This window comes from Sphingosinicella microcystinivorans (assembly GCF_003634215.1).
GTDB classification, from domain to species: Bacteria; Pseudomonadota; Alphaproteobacteria; order Sphingomonadales; family Sphingomonadaceae; genus Sphingosinicella; species Sphingosinicella microcystinivorans.
Genome location: NZ_RBWX01000007.1, coordinates 943,505 through 961,189, shown reverse-complemented (window position 1 = coordinate 961,189; position 17,685 = coordinate 943,505). Strand labels below are relative to the sequence as shown.

At 61.1% G+C, this 17,685-nt stretch carries 16 protein-coding genes; 13 read left to right on the top strand and 3 right to left on the bottom strand.

The window, feature by feature from the left end:
* Nucleotides 1–23: 23 nt before the first annotated feature.
* The 11 genes from DFR51_RS04775 to DFR51_RS04725 all read left to right on the top strand — a co-directional run bounded on the left by DFR51_RS04775 (nucleotide 24) and on the right by DFR51_RS04725 (nucleotide 10,314).
* Complete coding sequence (locus DFR51_RS04775; protein ID WP_121047854.1) at nucleotides 24–1,316, top strand: aromatic ring-hydroxylating dioxygenase subunit alpha; 1,293 nt, start codon at nucleotides 24–26, stop codon at nucleotides 1,314–1,316.
* A complete protein-coding gene (locus DFR51_RS04770) occupies nucleotides 1,313–1,792 on the top strand; it encodes an aromatic-ring-hydroxylating dioxygenase subunit beta (RefSeq protein ID WP_160119167.1) in 480 nt (159 codons plus the stop codon). Before DFR51_RS04775 ends, DFR51_RS04770 begins: the two co-directional genes overlap by 4 nt.
* A 10-nt stretch (nucleotides 1,793–1,802) precedes the next feature.
* Nucleotides 1,803–2,267, top strand: a complete 465-nt coding sequence (locus DFR51_RS04765; RefSeq protein ID WP_121047852.1) for a MarR family winged helix-turn-helix transcriptional regulator — start codon at nucleotides 1,803–1,805, stop codon at nucleotides 2,265–2,267.
* A gap of 195 nt (nucleotides 2,268–2,462) precedes the next feature.
* Nucleotides 2,463–3,719, top strand: a complete 1,257-nt coding sequence (locus DFR51_RS04760) for an MFS transporter (protein WP_126494695.1) — start codon at nucleotides 2,463–2,465, stop codon at nucleotides 3,717–3,719.
* 70 nt (nucleotides 3,720–3,789) lie between these two features.
* Nucleotides 3,790–4,203, top strand: coding sequence for a hypothetical protein (locus DFR51_RS04755; RefSeq protein ID WP_126494694.1), 414 nt, complete (start codon nucleotides 3,790–3,792; stop codon nucleotides 4,201–4,203).
* Nucleotides 4,204–4,238: 35 nt separating this feature from the next.
* A complete protein-coding gene (locus DFR51_RS04750; RefSeq protein WP_121047849.1) occupies nucleotides 4,239–5,039 on the top strand; it encodes a cysteine hydrolase family protein in 801 nt (266 codons plus the stop codon).
* 20 nt (nucleotides 5,040–5,059) lie between these two features.
* Entirely contained in the window at nucleotides 5,060–6,298 is a 1,239-nt protein-coding gene (locus DFR51_RS04745) for an MOSC domain-containing protein (RefSeq protein ID WP_121047848.1), read from the top strand.
* Nucleotides 6,299–6,327: 29 nt separating this feature from the next.
* Nucleotides 6,328–6,738 carry a 2Fe-2S iron-sulfur cluster-binding protein gene (locus DFR51_RS04740; RefSeq protein ID WP_160119166.1) on the top strand — a complete coding sequence of 137 codons (411 nt, stop codon included), beginning with the start codon at nucleotides 6,328–6,330 and terminating at the stop codon, nucleotides 6,736–6,738.
* A gap of 122 nt (nucleotides 6,739–6,860) precedes the next feature.
* Nucleotides 6,861–9,260: a TonB-dependent receptor gene (locus DFR51_RS04735; protein ID WP_160119165.1), complete on the top strand. Its 2,400-nt coding sequence runs from the start codon at nucleotides 6,861–6,863 to the stop codon at nucleotides 9,258–9,260.
* Between the two features lie 38 nt (nucleotides 9,261–9,298).
* Nucleotides 9,299–9,745, top strand: a complete 447-nt coding sequence (locus DFR51_RS04730) for a hypothetical protein (protein WP_121047845.1) — start codon at nucleotides 9,299–9,301, stop codon at nucleotides 9,743–9,745.
* A gap of 62 nt (nucleotides 9,746–9,807) precedes the next feature.
* A complete protein-coding gene (locus DFR51_RS04725) occupies nucleotides 9,808–10,314 on the top strand; it encodes a winged helix DNA-binding protein (protein ID WP_121047844.1) in 507 nt (168 codons plus the stop codon).
* 58 nt (nucleotides 10,315–10,372) lie between these two features.
* Here the strand turns inward: DFR51_RS04725 and DFR51_RS04720 are convergent, their stop codons facing one another.
* Nucleotides 10,373–11,116 (bottom strand): hypothetical protein, encoded by a 744-nt coding sequence (locus DFR51_RS04720; RefSeq protein WP_121047843.1) that lies wholly within the window; start codon nucleotides 11,114–11,116, stop codon nucleotides 10,373–10,375.
* A 29-nt stretch (nucleotides 11,117–11,145) separates the two neighbouring features.
* Nucleotides 11,146–11,988, bottom strand: a complete 843-nt coding sequence (locus tag DFR51_RS04715) for a hypothetical protein (RefSeq protein ID WP_126494692.1) — start codon at nucleotides 11,986–11,988, stop codon at nucleotides 11,146–11,148.
* 326 nt (nucleotides 11,989–12,314) lie between these two features.
* Here DFR51_RS04715 and DFR51_RS04710 point away from each other — a divergent pair, with 326 nt between their 5' ends.
* Both DFR51_RS04710 and DFR51_RS04705 read left to right on the top strand, forming a co-directional pair.
* On the top strand, nucleotides 12,315–13,298 hold the full coding sequence (locus tag DFR51_RS04710) for a helix-turn-helix domain-containing protein (RefSeq protein WP_160119163.1): 984 nt from the start codon (nucleotides 12,315–12,317) through the stop codon (nucleotides 13,296–13,298).
* 507 nt (nucleotides 13,299–13,805) lie between these two features.
* A complete protein-coding gene (locus DFR51_RS04705) occupies nucleotides 13,806–15,875 on the top strand; it encodes an oxidoreductase (protein ID WP_121047840.1) in 2,070 nt (689 codons plus the stop codon).
* Nucleotides 15,876–16,136: 261 nt separating this feature from the next.
* On the opposite strand, the gene amaB is transcribed toward DFR51_RS04705, so the two are convergent.
* The gene (gene amaB / locus DFR51_RS04700) at nucleotides 16,137–17,669 is read right to left on the bottom strand and encodes an L-piperidine-6-carboxylate dehydrogenase (protein WP_121047839.1); all 1,533 of its coding nucleotides are present in this window, start codon (nucleotides 17,667–17,669) and stop codon (nucleotides 16,137–16,139) included.
* Nucleotides 17,670–17,685: the final 16 nt, after the last annotated feature.

Below are 17,685 nucleotides of genomic sequence, written 5' to 3'. Positions count from 1 at the left end.
ATTTTTGATTGGGAGGACCAACCATGTCCATCACATCAGGCCTTGTCGAAGACGACCGCGTTCATCGCAGCGTCTATACCGATCCGGCGATCTTCGAGCTGGAGATGCAGCACATCTTCGGCGCGACGTGGATCTATGTGGGCCACGAGAGCCAGATTCCGCACGACGGCGATTTCATCACCACATCGATCGCGCGACAACCGCTGCTGATGGTGCGCGACAAGGGTGATGTGCACCTGCTCTACAATCGCTGCCCCCACAAGGGGGCGCAGGTCGTGCCCGAGGGGCAAGGCAATGCCCGCATGTTCCGCTGCGCCTATCACGGCTGGATCTTCCAGCGCGACGGCGCGGTGCGCACGATCCCGCTCGACGACGGGTACGAAGGCACGTGCATGAGCAAGGGCAGCCCGGACGCGAGCATGACGCGCGTGACGAATGTCGCCTCCTATCGCGGCTTCGTTTTCGCCTGCCTTGCGGACGAAGCCCCGCCCTTCCGCGAATGGCTGAGGGGCGTCGATTCCTCCATCGACAACATGGCCGACCGTTCACCCGAGGGTGAGCTGGAAGTGACGGGCGGCGTGCTGCGCTACATGCACCGCTGCAACTGGAAGATCTTCCTCGAAAACCTCAATGACCTGATGCACCCGATGGTGACGCACATGTCATCCTCCGGCACGGCGCGCAGCGTCGCCAACCGGCACTTCGGCAAGGGCGAGAAGCTTCCGGCGGCGATCGAGATCCTCGGGCCTTTCACCAGCAATTACGAGTTCTTCGAAGACATGGGCATCCAGGCTTTCCCCGGCGGCCACAGCTATTCGGGCGGTACGGTGAGCATCCATTCGCGCTATTCGGAAATCGATGCCTACAACGTCGCGATGAACGCCGCCTACGGCGAAGCACGTGCGCGAGAAATCTTCTCGATGAACCGCCACAATACGATCGTCTATCCGAGCCTGACACTGAAAGGCCCGATACAAACCATCCGCGTGATCAAGCCCATCGCAGTCGATCGCACGCTCGTTGAATCCTGGACGTTCCGCATGAAGGGCGCGCCCGACGAATTGCTGGAACGCTCGATCCTCTACTGCAACCTGATCAATTCCTCGGCCAATCTGGTGGGTCCGGACGATCACGAGGCGTATCAGCGTATCCAGACCGGCCTGATGGCGGACAAGGTCGAATGGGTGAACATGCAGCGCCACATGGGCAAGGAACAGCCGAACGCGGACGGCGGCTGGTCGGCGATGGGCACGAGCGATCTCGTGTTCCGAAACCAATACCGGACATGGGCTGCTTACATGGAGAAGGCCGCATGAGCGCCGATCTGCAGAAGGTCGAGGATTTCCTTGTCCACGAGGCGCGGCTGCTCGACGCGCGCGACTGGGAAGCGTGGAACGCACTGTTCACGCCAGACGGCATCTACTGGATGCCGGCCGCACCGGGGCAGGATGATCCGCTGCAGCATGTCTCTCTCGTTTACGAGAACGCCCTGCTCCGTGAAATCCGCATCCGCCGCTTTGCCGACACCAGCGCCTTTTCGCTGCAGGGCGGCCCGCGCGGTTGGCGTATCGTCGCGAACGTCCGCATCGATGCGCAAGACCCGGCGTCGAACACGATCACAGTCAGCTCGCGGTTGATGGCCACCGAGTATCAGCGCGATCGCACGACGCGCTTCGAGGCTTTCGTGACGCACCGCCTGGTCCCGGAAGGCGAGTCCTTCCGCATTGCCCTGAAGCGGGTGGAACTGCTTGACTGCGACGCGGCGCGCGGGGATATCAACCTGTATCTCTAGCGGCAGAGCGATGACAGAACCGACGTCCAGCGCGATCTCCGCCTCCGGCGAATTCGATATCGAGCGGTGGCCGTTCTACTGGCTGACGCGGTTTACCGGCCGCTACCTGCACGAAATGGAAATCGCGCTGAAAGCGCTTGGGCTCGATATTCCCCGCTGGCGCGTGCTGATGAGCCTGCGCGGCGACAAGGTCTTGAGCGTCAGCGAAATCGCCGACAACGCCATCGTCAAGCTGCCGACCATGACCCGGATCGTCCAGCGCATGCAGATCGACGGCCTCGTCCACTGCCGCCAGAGCGCGTCAGACCGGCGGGTAACCGAAGTCAAGCTGACGGATGCGGGACGACTTGCCGGCCAACAGGCATGGGGCGTGGCGGATGCGATCTACAGCCGCACATTCGGCAAGATCCCGGCTGAAGAGGTGACGCGCCTGAACCGCACGATGCGCACGCTCAATCGCAATCTCGACGACTGACGAGCCCCCCCGCGCGACCGCCGGCCCACCCGCCTCTCACAACCGTTTAATGGTCCTTTTTAAGTAAAAAAGCAATTCGACGACAAATCGTTGTCAATTTGAATTTCAGCGTTAGAATGTGTGTGCCGCGTGTGCCAGTCGGGCGCGCGAATAAAGTGCCGGGAGGCACCGCAGGGCGACAAAGGCACACGATACATGCGTACACCCGCCCTGCTCCTTGTCTGTTTTATCCTTGCTCAAGCCGACAAGCAGGTCATGGGCCTGCTCGCGATCGACGTGCAGCGGAGCTTTGGCCTCACCAACACACAGCTCGGTTTTTTGCAGGGCGGCGCCTTTGCAATCGCGTTCGCCATCGGCGGCTTGCCGATTTCAAGGCTGATCGATTCCGGCAATCGGGTGAAACTCGCGGCGGCCTGCGTCGCTTTGTGGAGCCTGGCCACGATCCTTTGCGGGTTTGCGGGGTCTTTCGCCGCACTCCTTCTGTTTCGTGCGGCCACGGCGGTTGCCGAGGCGGGGCTGCCGCCGGCTGCCTTTTCGATCTTCAGTCAACAGCGCGATCCTCGGCGTGTTGCGCGCCTGACCGGCATTTTCATGCTGGCGCCCTTCGTCGGCACGGGGCTCATGTTCCTGCTCGGCGGCAACCTGCTTGAGATCGCCAGAAGCGGCGTTGTGGATTTCGTCAGCGCCGCGGAACCTTGGCGCGTGGTCTTCTTCGCGGTCGGTGTTCCCGGCCTGATCCTGGCACCCCTGCTTGCGATGCTTGGCCGAGAGCCGCCGCGCACGCCCCCACCATCAAACCAAACGACAATGCCGGACTACAAAAGCGTATTCCGCTTCATTTTCCGGGAGCAGCCGTTCCTTCGCAATTACTATTTCGCCCTCACCGCCTTCTACGCGGCAACTGCAAGCCTGCTGGCCTGGTATCCGGCATTGCTGGTCAAAACACTCGGGATGACAACCGGTTCGGCAGGCGCCCACGCTGGCGCAACCTATCTGGTCGGGGGTATCGCGGGCGCCCTGGCAGGCACGGCCTATTTTTCATCGCGCCGCGCCTTGAGTCCTGCGCTGATGGCGCGCGCATTTGTTGTGCTTGCGGCCCTGCTGGGCCCTGTTGTGATTGCACTCCCGCTCATGCGGGACCTCGCCCCCTCGCTCGCACTTTATGGCCTGTTCGCGTTTTTCTCTTCCGCCGTACTCGCACTGATGCCTGTACCGGTTCAACTGACGCTGGAGGATCGCGCTCGGGCGCGCGGAACAGCGATCCTCTCGCTGCTGATGTCCGCTTGCGCCGGAACCGCCGGGCCGCTGTTCGTAGGCGTTTTCATGGACGCCACCGGCGAGCCGCTGAGCGTCGCGCTCCTGTGGACGATGATCATCTCGTCGCTCGCCTCGGTCTGGTTCTTCGCACGGGCCGCGCGGTCGACCGCACCGAAGTTTAGTTCAACAATTTAACATCGATTCGTTGACGTTTTGTATTTTTGCATTAGCCTGCGTCATATCGATGCACAGCATGAGAGGGTGTATGTCCGGCATTATCCCAACAGGTCTCTGGGTCATGGACGAGGCACGGTCGCGTAAACTGACCCCGGCATCGCTCACGCTCTGGGTTCTGAAAGATGACGGCAACCAGCTCGTCTGGGTGTCCGTCGAAACCGATCCGCAGGGCAAGATTTCGGTGCGCAGCTTCGACGGCATCTATGGCGGCCCCGCGACAACCGTGCAGGGCAACGGATTTGTGGTGTCGCTGCGCAGCCCCGCGCCCCGAAAAGTTGAGGTGTCCGGCGAGGTTCCGGGCATGGGCCCGTTCGTCGAGCGCAGCGAAATCTCCGAGGATGGACGCAAAATGATCGTCCACGGCGAGGTGCGCGCCGGGGCCGAAACCACGACTTGGTATGAAGAACTCAACTGGCAGGGCCCGAGCCCGCACGGGCTTTGAGCCTGGCCGGCCGCCCCTGCCCAACGGAGACTCCGATGACCACCAGCACGATTCCGGACACGCGCACCTGGGCCACGCTCGGCACGGAGGGGCGCAACACCTACCGCGTGAGCGATGCGGTGATCGATATGCGTCGCCCCGCGCCGTCGGGCCCAACCACAAGGTTGACCGCCGAGCCCCAGGACGTGCTGATCGATCTGGCGCGAACCGCGCTCGTCATCGTTGATATGCAGAATGATTTCTGCAGCAAGGATGGCTGGATCGCCTCGCTCGGCATCGATTTCGCCGCAGGGCGCGCGCTCGTCGACCCCATCAACCGCGCGGCGGCGGCCATGCGCGCATGCGGCGCCCCCGTGATCTGGCTGAACTGGGGTGTCCGGCCCGATCGGGCCAACCTGTCGCCCGGGACACAGCATCCCTTCAATCCGAACGGACAAGGCCCGGGCCTCGCCGGATCGACAACGTTCGGCGGGCGAACTTACAAGGTGCTTCAGCAAGGGGAATGGGGCGCACAGCTTATCGACGGGCTGACCCGGGAAGCATCGGACATTTGCGTGGACAAGCACAGAATCAGCGGCTTTTACGATACGCCACTCGATTCCATTCTGAAGAACCACGGCATTTCGACCGTGCTTTTTGCCGGTGTGAATGCCGATCATTGCGTACTCGGCACGTTGATGGATGCCAATTTTCATGGCTACGACACGATCATGCTGGAAGACTGCGTGGCCACGACATCTCCGGATTTCTGCATGCAGGCGACACTGCACAATGTGCGCTTCTGCTTCGGCTTCACGACAACATCCACGGTGCTCGCCGAAGCGCTGAACCCGTGATCTGCGGCACCTGACAAGCCATGCATCTTCTCAATGTCTCGGCAGGCGGTCTGCACGCTGTCCAGATCGGCACCGAGGTCGTGACGACGGGGCATTTGAAAGTTCCCCAACCCGAACCCTGGCATGTGACGGACGATGGGATTCCCGGTGACAAACGCGCGGTTCACCCGGACAAGATCTACGCTTTCTCGCGACAGGCTTATGCCTATTGGGGTGAGCAGCTCGGCGTTGAAGCTGCGCGATGGCCCGACGGCTTCTTCGGCGAGAATTTAACCTTCGATACGCTCGATGAGAGCGATCTCAGGATCGGCGACGTTTTCACCCTCGGAGAGGAGGTTCGCCTGTTCGTCGCGGGTGCGCGCAGCCCGTGCCTGAAGCTCTCGTGGCGGCTCGGGCAGCCGCCGGCGTTCCAACGGGCATTTGCAAAATCGCGGTACGCGGGTGTCTATTTTGGCGTTGAATCCCCGGGGCGCGTCCGCCCTGGCGATCGGCTTCGTCGCATCGCACACAACCCCGCGATGCCGAGCGTTGCCGATGTCAGCGATTTTCTGATCGAGCGCGATCCTCCGCCGCTGGAACCCCTGCAGCGCCTGCTCAGCTTTGCGCGTCTCAGCGGCACCAACCGACTGTTGCTTTCCGCTAAACGTGAAGCGGCCGAACGCGCGCAGGACCGGCAGGAAGGCCGGTGGCGGGGATGGCGCCCGTTTATCGTGAGCAAGGTGACCCAAGAGGCGCCGGAAATTCGCTCCGTTGAATTCTCCCCAGCCGACGGCGGCCGGTTGCCCCGTGCAAAGCCGGGGCAGCACGTGCAGGTGCAGTTCGAACATGAAGGCGCAACCCTACGTAGGGCCTGGAGCCTCTCAGCCTTCTCCTTCACGCCGGAATGCTATCGCGTCACGGTCCGTAAACAGCGGGGCAAAGGCTCGCAGCGTCTGCATGCACTGCGCCCCGGCGACACCGTTTCGCTCAGCGCTCCAGCCGGTGACTTCACGCTCGACATGGGCAGCTACCGGCCACTCGTGCTCATCGCGGCGGGGATCGGCATCACGCCGCTGAAGGCAATGCTCGATGCGCATTTCAGCCGCCGCGACGCACCTCCGGCATACCTGATTTACGGGGGCGCAGCCCGGAAGACCTCGCCTTTCGAGAGGACCTCGAAGCACTGGCCGCCGCGCGCAAGGACTTTTCTCTCACGCTCATCTACAGCCGCGCGGAGGTTCCCGGCGCGCTTCACGGAAGGATCACGCCGGACCGGGTAATTGCCGCCCTGTCCGACCTCAGCGTGGTTGTGAACGGCCATCGCCACACGCTGCCCTGGTTCGAGGCGGCAATCCATATTTGTGGACCCGGAAGCCTTTGCACGGACCTGAAGGACGCGCTGGTGGCGCGCGGCGCGAATGCGAACACCGTTCTGTTCGAGCAATTCGGGCGAACTGTAGAGCGCAGCGAGATCGCGGAGGCCAGTGTCCGCTTCGCGAAAAGCGGGCAAACCGTTCGCTGGTTTGCCGGAGATGACTTTTCGCTTCTTGAGCTCGCCGAAGCGGCTGGAATTGCGGTGCCAAACAGCTGCCGGAGCGGCACATGCCTCACCTGCCGCTCGGCGCTTATCAAGGGAACCTCCACCGCCGACCTCGGCGACGGCACATGCCTTCCGTGCATTGCGCGCCCACAAGCCATTGATCTTGTTGTTGATATATAAAACGACAACGTTTTGATGATAATTTACTTGCGAATCGCATTTGTTATGTCATTCTCATGCACGGTATCGTGGACCTGACGCAGGAACGGCGCGGCCCGATCCGTTCAAAAGGGGGAACGGGAATGATGAACAAAAAAAACTCGATGCGCGGCCGCGGCCTTACGCTTTGCACCACGGCGCTTGTGCCGCTCGCAATCCTCGCCGAACCGGCGAGCGCGATGGCCGCCGAGCAGGAAAGCGCTGTCGCCTCCGAACCCGATGTGACAGGCAATGAGATCGTCATCACTGCGCAGCGCCGAGCCGAACGGCTGCAGGATGTTCCGGTTTCGGTTGAAGTGGTCGGCGCGATCGAACTTCGCACTGAAAATCTGACGTCGCTCGTCTCGCTGGCGCGGCAAAACCCCTCGATCAAGGTTCAGGGCAGCGGGCGATCCAGCAATTTCTTCATTCGCGGCACCGGCTCGGGCGAAAGCCAGTCGTTCGATCAGTCGGTCGGTACGTTCGTCGACGACATCTACCATGGCCGCTCGCGCAACTCGGAAGCGACGTTCCTCGACATCGAACGCGTCGAAATCCTGAAGGGGCCGCAGACGACGTTTTTCGGCAACAACGCCATCGCCGGCGCCTTCAATATCGTATCGGTCAAACCCTCCGACGATCTGACAGGCTGGGCACGGGCACTGCTGTCGCCGACGAGCGGCGAGAGCGGCGGTCAGTATGCGCTGGAAGGCGCCGCGACACTCCCGTTCACCGACAGTTTCCAGCTTCGCGTCGCGGGCACGATGAACGGCCAAAAGGGCGTTTACCGCAACGTCGCCACCGGAAAATCCGCTCCAGACCTGGAGAATTTCGCGTTTCGCGCAACGGCCCGCTACGCGCCGACTCCGGGCTTCGAAGCCCTGCTGAAAGGGGAAATCAGCGAGAGCGTGAACAAGGGCGGGCTCGTGCTGCGGCAAACGCTGTGCCCACCGCCCGCGCCGTTCGCGGCCGCCGGCTTCTGCGCACTCAATCTTGCCGCAGGGGCGCCCACCGGCCTCGACAACAGCCTCTATACGTCCAATCCGGGCAACTACAGCCGGCTCCGCAACAAGGAAACGGTGCTGACGCTGAACGCGGACGTTGGAGATCTCACCCTCAGTTCCGTCACCGGTTATTACGAATATGATTTCACACTCTTGCTCGACAATGATGGCACCGCCACACAACTGCTGAACGTGCACGCGCCGGAAGACTACCGGCAGTTCAGCCAGGAGCTGCGCCTGACGTCTCCCGTCGGCCAGCCGCTGGAGTTCATGGCGGGCCTCTATTTTCAGGACGATAAACTCGACATCCAGCAGGACATCGGATTTTTCTTTCTGACCCCCAACCTTTCCGCGCCGCCGGTGTTCGCACCGCTCGTGCCCTACCTGCCGGTCGCGCAGCAGGTGCTGGCAACCCAGAACGGACGCACCTATTCCGCGTTCGGTACGCTCACCTACAATGTGACCGACGCTTTCAAGATCAGCGCGGGCCTGCGCGGCTGCATCATCGAAAAAAGCTTCGATTGGATGTTGCAGTTCGGTACGGCAACCACCGCCTACGGGAACATCGCGCCCTTCCCCTCCTCGCTCCAGTCGCTCGCCGGGCTTATCGGAATCGGCACGCCGGGCAGCGTCAGCCTGAAGCGCACCGACAGGCAGCTGATGCCGTCGGCGCGCATACAATACGATATCTCCGACGATATCATGGCCTACGCGTCTTACGCGCACGGTTTCAAGGCGGGTGGTTTCAGCGTCGCGGAGCTTTCCGCCAATCCGGCGAACTATCCCTTTGAACCGGAGAAGGTCGATGCTTACGAAATCGGCCTGAAGGGTGAATTCCTGGATCGCCGCCTGACGGTCAACCTCGCCCTGTTCCGCAACGATTTCTCAGACCTTCAGGTCGTCATCAACGGCACCAACGCCGCCGGCGCACCGGTGAACTTCGTACGCAATGCGGCGCAGTCCCGTGCGCAGGGTGTAGAACTGGAAACGGCGCTGGCAGTCACGGATTATTTCCGCGTTTCCGCCTCAGGAACATACCTGGACTCGAAGTACCGCAACTATCGGGATGCCGGTGCGACATACGCACAGCAGCTGGCCGCCATTCTGGCGGGGCGGAACCCTTCGGCCGAGAGACAGGATCTGAGCGGCCGACAAACGCTCTATGCGCCGAAATGGAGCGGTTCGGTTACGGGTACGTTGACAGTGCCAGTGGCAAGCGAGACGGAGTTGATCGCAGAGGCGACCGGCATATTCTCTTCACGCTACCACACGATCTTCACGCTTGATCCGCTTGCCGAACAGGATGGCTACGCCAGGCTGGACGCACGCCTGTCCGTTGAATTCATGGACGGCAAGCTCGGCTTCGACATCATCGGCAAGAATTTGACGAACACGATCGTACGCACGTTCTCGGGCTATCAGCCGAACTCCCGCGGAAGCTTTTTCCAGGACCGTCAGCCCTTCCGCAGCGTCGCCTTTCAGGCCCGCTACAGCTTCTGACGGGCTTGGCCCCATATTTCTCAAGAGGAACCAAGTTCGTGGCTGATCAGGCACTGTCCGAGGAATTTCAGGAACTTTATACGGCATGGGGCGATGCGATCGCCAACAAGCGGCACGACTGGCTGGAAGCCTTCTTCGCGGAGGATTTCCTCGGAACGGCGCAGCCATGGCCTACGCTTCGGGTCAACAAGCAGCAGATGATCGATCTCGACAAGGCGATCGATGCGATGGAAACCAAATGGGTCAAGGTCGAGGCCCAGCGTATCGGCGATGAAGTGCTCACCATCGGTCACGTCCGGTACATGCGCGAGGAGTTCCGTGAAGGCGCATCCATCGGGGACGGGATGCCGAGCGGACAGCAGATCGCCGAACTCACCAAGGGCAAAGTTGCCGTCTATCTGAACGCCTGGCGGCATAATGGCGACCATTGGCAGTGCTATGACCACCATCTGGTCGCGGTCATCGAAGACAAGGGCTTTGAATGAGGCCCCGTGCACAGGTTGACGCTTTCAACGGCACCATGCAGGAATGACAGCCTCATAGAAGCATGGATGTTGAGATCGTGAAAAAAGAAGGCACCATCGGCCCCGAACAGCTCTCGGAACTGGAGCTTGGGCTCACCGTCCTGTGGAACTCGGTGCGGCGCTGGATGAACCAGCGGAGCAAGGCCAGCCTCATCGCCGGACTTTCCGACCTCGACACGTTCCTACTCCACCTTCTCGTCTACCGGGAGCGCCCGCTACGGGCTACCGACCTCGCCTTCGCCCTCTCGATCGACGACATGCATCTCGTCTCCTACTCGCTGAAGAAGCTCGTCCGGCTAGAAGCCGTGAAGACAGCGCGCCTCGGCAAGGAGATGGTCTATTCGGCAACGGAAAAGGGGCAGCAGCACTATGCCGAATATCTGGCAGACCGGAAACGCTACCTGGAACCTGCAATGCGCTATTTCAGTGCGGGCGAATTCGATGCCGAGGGACTGAAAGATCTCTTCCGCGCCATGTCCGCCGTTTATGAGCAGGCTGCAAGGGCAGCAGCGTCAGAGAAAGGCTCCTGAACCGCACGGTGAGAATAGCTCTGCCACGCGCTTCCTTGTTTCACTTCCCAATTTTGCCTCAGCCGCCAGTAACGAGCATATCGGGAATCTCGTACCGCTCCCCAGCACCGACGGTGACGATGGAGGTGTCGCCATCCCGGGTCACCGAGAATTTCGGCGTTCTCGCGTCCGACGATGACGCATTGCCGTTGTTGAAATAGATATTGCGCTCACTGCCGCCGGGAAGCGTGATACGAACAGTCGCCTCGCCACCAGGCGAGCGTATGACCCCGGCCTTGCACTGTCGCGTGGGCTGACCAGGGGCCGCCTTGCAAGGAATTGAAGTGACCGCGTGGAATTGCGTACCCGGAACAACAGCGTCTACCGATGGCTTGGGGGCAACCGCGGCAGGCCGGCCTGTCACACCGATCGCAAGCGCGTAGTTCGCGGTTTCGTTACGCCGGGCTGCACTTCGCATCAAATAAACCCTGATCGTGTAGTCCCCTGAAACCGGCAGCGTGCCGCGGAAGCTATTCCCGCTGGTAGATCCGACAAAAATCGCGGTGTCCGACCCGGCTGGGGTTACATTGAAATAATTGGCTGTGTTAGGCGTCGTGAGCTTTACCGTCATCGTCTGACCGGCGCGTGCACCGACGACGTAATCCCTGATCGCGTAACCCTTGATCGTGCCCTTGACGGTCGCCGAAGATGCGCCACGCGCAAATTGGACACGCTGCGATTGAATGTCGGTTTGCCCCAAGGCGGGCGAGAACTGCACGCTGGCGAAAGCCAACGTGCAGGCGCCGATAAGCCGCCAGTTCATGTTCAATTCTCCCCTATGAGAGCATCGGCTTATCTGCAATTTTTCTTCTTGATCGAATGCGCATCGTAGACCGATCCCGAGCGTGTCCGTACGGAAATGCACTGCTTCGTGCGCGCATTCCAATATGTCCGCTCATGGCCGGAACCATCTGACGTATCCTTGCCGAAATAGGCGAAACCACGGGACCGGAGCATATCGTCCGCGTCTGCATTGTTTCGACCGACCACGTCGCCGAAGCCATTATAGGCCGCATATCCCCCCGCATACGCATAGCCGTCCCGATGCGGAGCTTCATGTCCGCGCTGCGACGTTCCTGCGCCATAACCATCTGAATACGCATTGCTGCGCGAATAGTTATGATAGCTGTAGTTGTAGAGACCATCACGATAGCCGCGTTCATACTCGGCTTCGTCCGCACTGTTGCTGTAATGGTTTCCGTCGTCGTGGTTATGCGATTTATGGGAAAGCGCCACCGCGCCAATAATCGCCGCGGCACCCACCGCAGCAGCGACACCGGCGGCGTTATTGTCTGCCTTGTGGCCGCAATCGGAATTGGGGGCCTCCGTTATCGCGGAATAGCGCCCGTCCATTGTAACCACGGAAAGACATTTCTTCTTGGAGCCATTCCACCAATAGCCCCAGTTCCGATCATCGCCCGGACTCGTGTGATGAAGCGAATATCCTCGCGCGTAGAGTTGACTCTCTCCGGAACTGGCCCGCGCATCGACAAGATCCGAAACATCTCCGGGCGCTTTTGCAAAGCCGGCGGCGCTCCCACCCACGAGTACAGCCAACAGGCTGCCCGTGATCGCATGTCTAAGTCCCTGCATTCCCATTCTCCCCTCGTCAACCACCGCCACCTCGGGCCGCATGCAACGAAAAGCTTCTCAGCCGAACTGACTTCAGATGCAGGCCATGCGCGTTCAAGAAAAACCTGACGGTTTCTAAGGTTGAACGAAGTAAATCCGCGCGTGACCTCCTCTTGGCATGGGGCGCTGCAGATGCACACCCAAGCCCTTGCCCTGCCGAGACCTTTTCCGGGACGCTTACCAGGCAGAAAGGAACAAATGGACGTTAGCCGACCAAGTGGAGCCCCTGCCTCGCAATGAGAGTGCATCTAACGATCTTGACCGTCAATAACGTTTGATGCCACGCTATCGGTACTATGGTGACATCGCATCCCATACTCGGCCGTGTCATGCCGACAGCCTTTTTAGAGTTTTATTATAAAGCATTGGGCCGTCCTCGCTGGTTTTTTGGTGGCACAGCCCTGCTCTCACCGAGCGGCGATGTGCGCCATGCCATGACAATTGCCGACTACCTTCGCGTGGTAAGCAACCTCGCCCGGTTCGGAGGAAACCCGGGCTATCATCTCAATCTCTACAAGCATGGTTTTCCGCTCTTTCGCGGAGGCCTGGAACTGGCGCTTACTTATGGCCCGTCGGTCTACGACATTCTGGCGCTAGTCCAGCAGCACGGCAAGTACCGGCCAGGCTATCACGATTTCAGAATTGGCCGCGATATTGACGGCTTTTGCTATTTCGAAATCGTGGATCTGATTGAGTTTGGAGATGCCGCGTCTCCGATCGTTGAAACGCCGATGTTGAAAATCGTGGGAATGTTCACGCGTGTGCTGGGCGGAAATATTCAGCCTGCCCGCGTTTCATTTCGGCATGAAGAACCGCTCTATGCACAGAGGCTGCGCGAACTGATCGGGTGCGACGTGACATTCACGGCTGACCGGAATGCGATATGCTTTCCAACGGAATGGCTGCAGATCAGAAATATCGGCAGCGATCCTGAGCTCTGGCGCCTTGCACAAGCACGCTGCGTTTCAGAAAGCCGGGAATCCCACCAACGCGACGAACTGCGGCGGTTGAACGTCGAAATCGAGAAGCTGCTTCTCATCGAAGGACGCCCCCCGAGACTGAAAGAAGTCGCGGATCGACTTGATATTTCCGAACGCACGCTCATTCGAAGGCTGCGCCGTTTGAACCTTACCTACCAAAGCCTGACAGATGACATTCAAAAGGAACGTGCGTTGGAACTGTTTGCGCATCCGGGCGCAAGCGTGGCGGCCGTTTCCGAACGCCTAGGCTTTTCCGATCCTTCTGGGTTCCGGCGAACCTTCCGCCGCTGGTACGGGATGAATCCAAGCACGGCACTCAAGACGAAGACCTGACCCGAAACCTGCAGGCTGAAATCCCTGGCGAGCGGATTGGCAACCCGACATTTCAGGACGGGCTCTCCTTCGCCCCCTCAAAGACTGCGGCGGCCTCGATCTCGACCATATATTGGGAACCGGCGAGCCTCGGGACAATAGGCTGTATCGCGACCGGTTTGATGTCCCCGAAAACCGCGTGCTGGACAGAACGCATCTTATCCGGCGCGATCGACCACACGAGTGGACAGCTTCACGATGGCAGCGGTCGCGCGCCCCACCGCCGCATGTGAATATACCCCATAAGGCCGCAACTCTGCGGCCAGGCTGCAAAACTCCCCAAGATCAGCCACTTTTTCCCAAACACCGCACCTTCAGTGAGAAACCAAAACGCAACAATTGCCTTGATTTTAATTAAAAAGTTCAGATATTGCAACAATCGGCCTTGCACAGGTTTGGGTCGTTCGCGCACAAAGCAATTGGCGAGAGGTGGAGGGCGGCAAGCCGTCCTTGCGAGCGGGAGACGTTATGCGAAGTACACATTATGATATCTTGTTCGAACCGCTCCGTATCGGCCCGGTAACCGCCAAAAATCGTTTCTATCAGGTGCCCCACTGCAACGGCATGGGCCACCGCGCGCCTTCCGGCATGGCTGCGATGCGCCGCGTAAAGGCGGAAGGCGGCTGGGCTGTCGTGTGCACCGAGGTCTGCGAGATCCATCCCTCGGCGGACGTGTCGCCGCATTCGCATGCTCGCCTATGGGACGATTCCGACATTCCCGCACTCGCGCGGGCGGCAGAGGCTATCCATCAGCATGATGCGCTCGCCGGTGTTGAACTTGGCCATCATGGCTTTCGCGCTCAGAACAGGACCTCGCGGGAAATCCCCATGGGGCCCTCGTCGCACACGGTCGTGTCCTACGATCCCGTCCAGTCGCGCGTGATGGATAAAGAGGATATCCGCAATCTGCGCCGCTGGCATGTCGCGGCGGCCCGCCGTGCGAAACGGGCAGGTTTCGATATCATCTACGTCTACGCCGCGCACGGCCTTGTGACACCGATGCAGTTTCTCTCGAAGCGTTACAACCAGCGCACCGACGAATATGGCGGATCGCTCGAAAACCGGGTGCGACTGCTGCGCGAACTGATCGAGGAAACAAAGAGCGCCGTCGGCGACACCTGCGCCGTACCGGTGCGGATTTGCGTAGATGAATTGGTCGGCCCGGCAGGCCTCTGTTCCAATGGCGAAGGCCGTGACGTTATCGAGATGCTTGCTGACCTTCCTGATCTCTGGGACCTCACGGTTGGCGACTGGAGCAACGATTCCCGCCCTTCCCGGTTCGGGGACGAGGGGGCACATGAGCAGTACGTCAGCTTTGTGAAGCAGGTCACTGGAAAGCCCGTGGTCGGTAACGGCCGCTTCACGTCCCCGGACACGATGGTGTCGCAGATCCGCCGGGGCGTCCTTGACTTCATCGGCGCGGCGCGCCCGTCTATCGCTGACCCTTTCCTGCCCCGAAAGGTGGAGGAAGGGCGGATGGGAGACATTCGCGAATGCATCGGGTGCAACATCTGCGCCGCAGCAGACAACACCTATACACCGATCCGCTGCACGCAGAATCCCACCATGGGAGAGGAATGGCGTCGCGGATGGCACCCTGAACATATCCCCGAGCGAGAGAGCGAAGATCAGGTGTTGGTCGTCGGCGCTGGCCCCGCCGGTCTGGAATGCGCCGTTTCGCTCGGCAAGCGCGGATATGACGTATTGCTCGCAGAGGGCTCCAACGAACTCGGCGGACGATCAGCGCGTGAGCCTCGTCTGCCAGGCCTCGCAATTTGGGGCCGTGTGCGGGAATATCGGGTCGAGCAGCTCAACCAACTGCCCAACGTCCAGGTCTTTCTGGCAAGCATGATGACCGCGCAGGACGTTCTGGACACGGGCGCGAACCGTATTGTGATCGCCGCGGGTTCACACTGGCGCCGCGATGGCGTGGCCCGCTACCATCGCGCCCCGATCAGCGAGCTCGACCAGGCCGCCGTATTCACACCCGATGACGTGATGAATGGAAAGACGATCGAAGGCCCCGTCATCGTCTACGACGATGATCACTATTATATGGGCGGCGTCATCGCCGAAAAGCTGCGGTCCGATGGCTTGGACGTGACCCTGGTAACACCGGCGCCGCTTGTCTCCGCCTGGACGGTGAATACGCTGGAGCAACCGCGTATCCAGCGCCGCTTGCTGGAAATCGGAGTCCATATCCGCGCCAACGAGGCGCTTGTCGCATTCCGGGGCGGCGAAGCGACACTCGCCTGCGCATTCACCGACACAAGGCAGACTCTCAAGGCGCGATCGGTCGTCATGGTCACCGCGCGCCTTCAGAACAGCACACTCTACGACGATCTTCTCGCTCGCTCCAGCGAGTGGCCGGCGGCTGGCATCAAGACGGTGGATCGCATCGGAGACGCCGTCGCACCCGGGGCCATTGCCGCAGCAGTGTTCAGCGGGCACCGCTACGCCCGCGAACTGGATCAAACGCCTTGCGGAGATGACGTTCCATTCCGACGGGAGAACCCAGAACTGGGTTCATGGCCATGATCGCTGCTCCTTTTCCAAAGTAGCGGCGCGGCGACGAAATAGGTCCGTGCTGACACGCACAGAGAATCCAGTTCTCTCATGCGGTTGAGTTCGAGACCGAGCGCACCTTGCGCGGCCAACACCACACCATCCTCCAACCAACACTGGCTCTGCCTAGACAACCACAACGTTCATCCCCTTTCCGCATTTCCCCCCCGTTATGCCCTATCGACTGCGATCACGGGCCATCGGGTGGTGGCTTCGGGAAGCCTATTGGAAATCTTACTCGACGTGATCGGGATTAACGTCAAATGTCACGCCCTGCGCCAGCGGCAGGGTAGCGCCATAGTTGATGGTGTTGGTAGCGCGGCGCATGTAGGCCTTCCAGGAATCCGAGCCCGATTCTCGGCCGCCGCCGGTTTCCTTCTCGCCGCCGAACGCACCACCGATCTCCGCGCCCGACGTTCCGATGTTGACGTTGGCTATCCCGCAATCTGAACCACGCCCAGAGAGGAAGCGTTCAGCCTCCCGCATGTTGGTGGTGAAGATCGACGAGGACAGGCCCTGGCTGACGGCATTGTTGAGCGCGATGGCGTCCGCAAGATGCGTGTAGCGCATCACATAGAGAATCGGCGCGAAGGTCTCCTGCAATACGGGACCATCCTGAGAGGCCATCTCCACCATAGCCGGGCGGACATAGGCGGCATCGGGCCAGCCGCCGATCTCGACACGCTCGCCGCCCGTTACGACACCGCCCGACGCGGCCGCCGTTTCCAGTGCATGGCGCATGGACTCCAGCGCCCGGCCATCGATGAGCGGTCCGACCAGATTGGACTCGACGAGGGGATTGCCGACGCTGACCGATGCATAGACGGATTTCAGCCGGGCGACGAAGCCATCGTAGATCGTCTCGTGCACGAACAGCCGGCGCAGTGTCGTGCATCGCTGGCCTGCCGTTCCCATGGCCGCGAAGGCGACGCCGTGCAGCGCGAGATCGAGATCGGCGCTGGGCGTGACGATGGCGGCGTTGTTGCCGCCCAGCTCCAGAATAGCGCGGCCGAAGCGGCCGGCGAGCCGCTGGCCGACCTTCCTGCCCATTTCGGTGGAGCCTGTCGCCGAGACGAGCGGGACGCGCGGATCGTCGACCAAAGCCTCCCCGACTTCCCGCCCGCCGATCACGAGCCCGGCGAGGCCATCGGGAGCTCCCGACTGGACGAGGACGCGGTTCAGCAAGGCCTGAACCGCGAGCGCCGAGATGGGCGCCTTTTCGGACGGCTTCCAGACAATGGCGTTGCCGCACACCAGCGCGAGCGCGGCGTTCCACGCCCATACCGCGACGGGGAAATTGAACGCGGAGATGATCCCGGTAACGCCGAGCGGATGCCAGGTTTCCATCATCCGGTGATCGGGCCGCTCGGTCGCGATGGTAAGGCCGTAGAGTTGACGCGAAAGGCCGACCGCGAAATCGCAGATGTCGATCATCTCCTGCACTTCGCCGAGACCTTCCGACACGCTCTTGCCGACCTCGATCGAGACCAGCCGGCCGAGCGCCGTCTTGTGGGCGCGAAGCTCCTCGCCGAGCAGGCGGACGAGTTCGCCACGACGCGGCGCGGGAACATCGCGCCAGAGCAGGAAGGCCGCGTGCGCGGCGCCGACCGTGGCCTCCACGGTCTCCGCGTCGTGAACGGCGACGGAAGCGACCTCCTCGCCGGAGATCGGTGAGTGTACGCGAAGCGGGCCTTCGGCGGCGTTCACGCCCAGCGCCATAAGAAGCTCGCGAATTTCCGCCTTCAGATCGAGTTCCTTGGAACCCATGCGCCCCTCTCCTCTT

Coding starts and splice junctions, on each gene's coding strand:
- DFR51_RS04775 (WP_121047854.1), top strand. CDS start 24: ATGTCCATCACATCAGGCCTTGTCGAAGACGACCGCGTTCATCGCAGC.
- DFR51_RS04770 (WP_160119167.1), top strand. CDS start 1,313: ATGAGCGCCGATCTGCAGAAGGTCGAGGATTTCCTTGTCCACGAGGCG.
- DFR51_RS04765 (WP_121047852.1), top strand. CDS start 1,803: ATGACAGAACCGACGTCCAGCGCGATCTCCGCCTCCGGCGAATTCGAT.
- DFR51_RS04760 (WP_126494695.1), top strand. CDS start 2,463: ATGCGTACACCCGCCCTGCTCCTTGTCTGTTTTATCCTTGCTCAAGCC.
- DFR51_RS04755 (WP_126494694.1), top strand. CDS start 3,790: ATGTCCGGCATTATCCCAACAGGTCTCTGGGTCATGGACGAGGCACGG.
- DFR51_RS04750 (WP_121047849.1), top strand. CDS start 4,239: ATGACCACCAGCACGATTCCGGACACGCGCACCTGGGCCACGCTCGGC.
- DFR51_RS04745 (WP_121047848.1), top strand. CDS start 5,060: ATGCATCTTCTCAATGTCTCGGCAGGCGGTCTGCACGCTGTCCAGATC.
- DFR51_RS04735 (WP_160119165.1), top strand. CDS start 6,861: ATGATGAACAAAAAAAACTCGATGCGCGGCCGCGGCCTTACGCTTTGC.
- DFR51_RS04725 (WP_121047844.1), top strand. CDS start 9,808: ATGGATGTTGAGATCGTGAAAAAAGAAGGCACCATCGGCCCCGAACAG.
- DFR51_RS04720 (WP_121047843.1), bottom strand. CDS start 11,116: ATGAACTGGCGGCTTATCGGCGCCTGCACGTTGGCTTTCGCCAGCGTG.
- DFR51_RS04715 (WP_126494692.1), bottom strand. CDS start 11,988: ATGCGGCCCGAGGTGGCGGTGGTTGACGAGGGGAGAATGGGAATGCAG.
- DFR51_RS04710 (WP_160119163.1), top strand. CDS start 12,315: ATGCCGACAGCCTTTTTAGAGTTTTATTATAAAGCATTGGGCCGTCCT.
- DFR51_RS04705 (WP_121047840.1), top strand. CDS start 13,806: ATGCGAAGTACACATTATGATATCTTGTTCGAACCGCTCCGTATCGGC.
- amaB (WP_121047839.1), bottom strand. CDS start 17,669: ATGGGTTCCAAGGAACTCGATCTGAAGGCGGAAATTCGCGAGCTTCTT.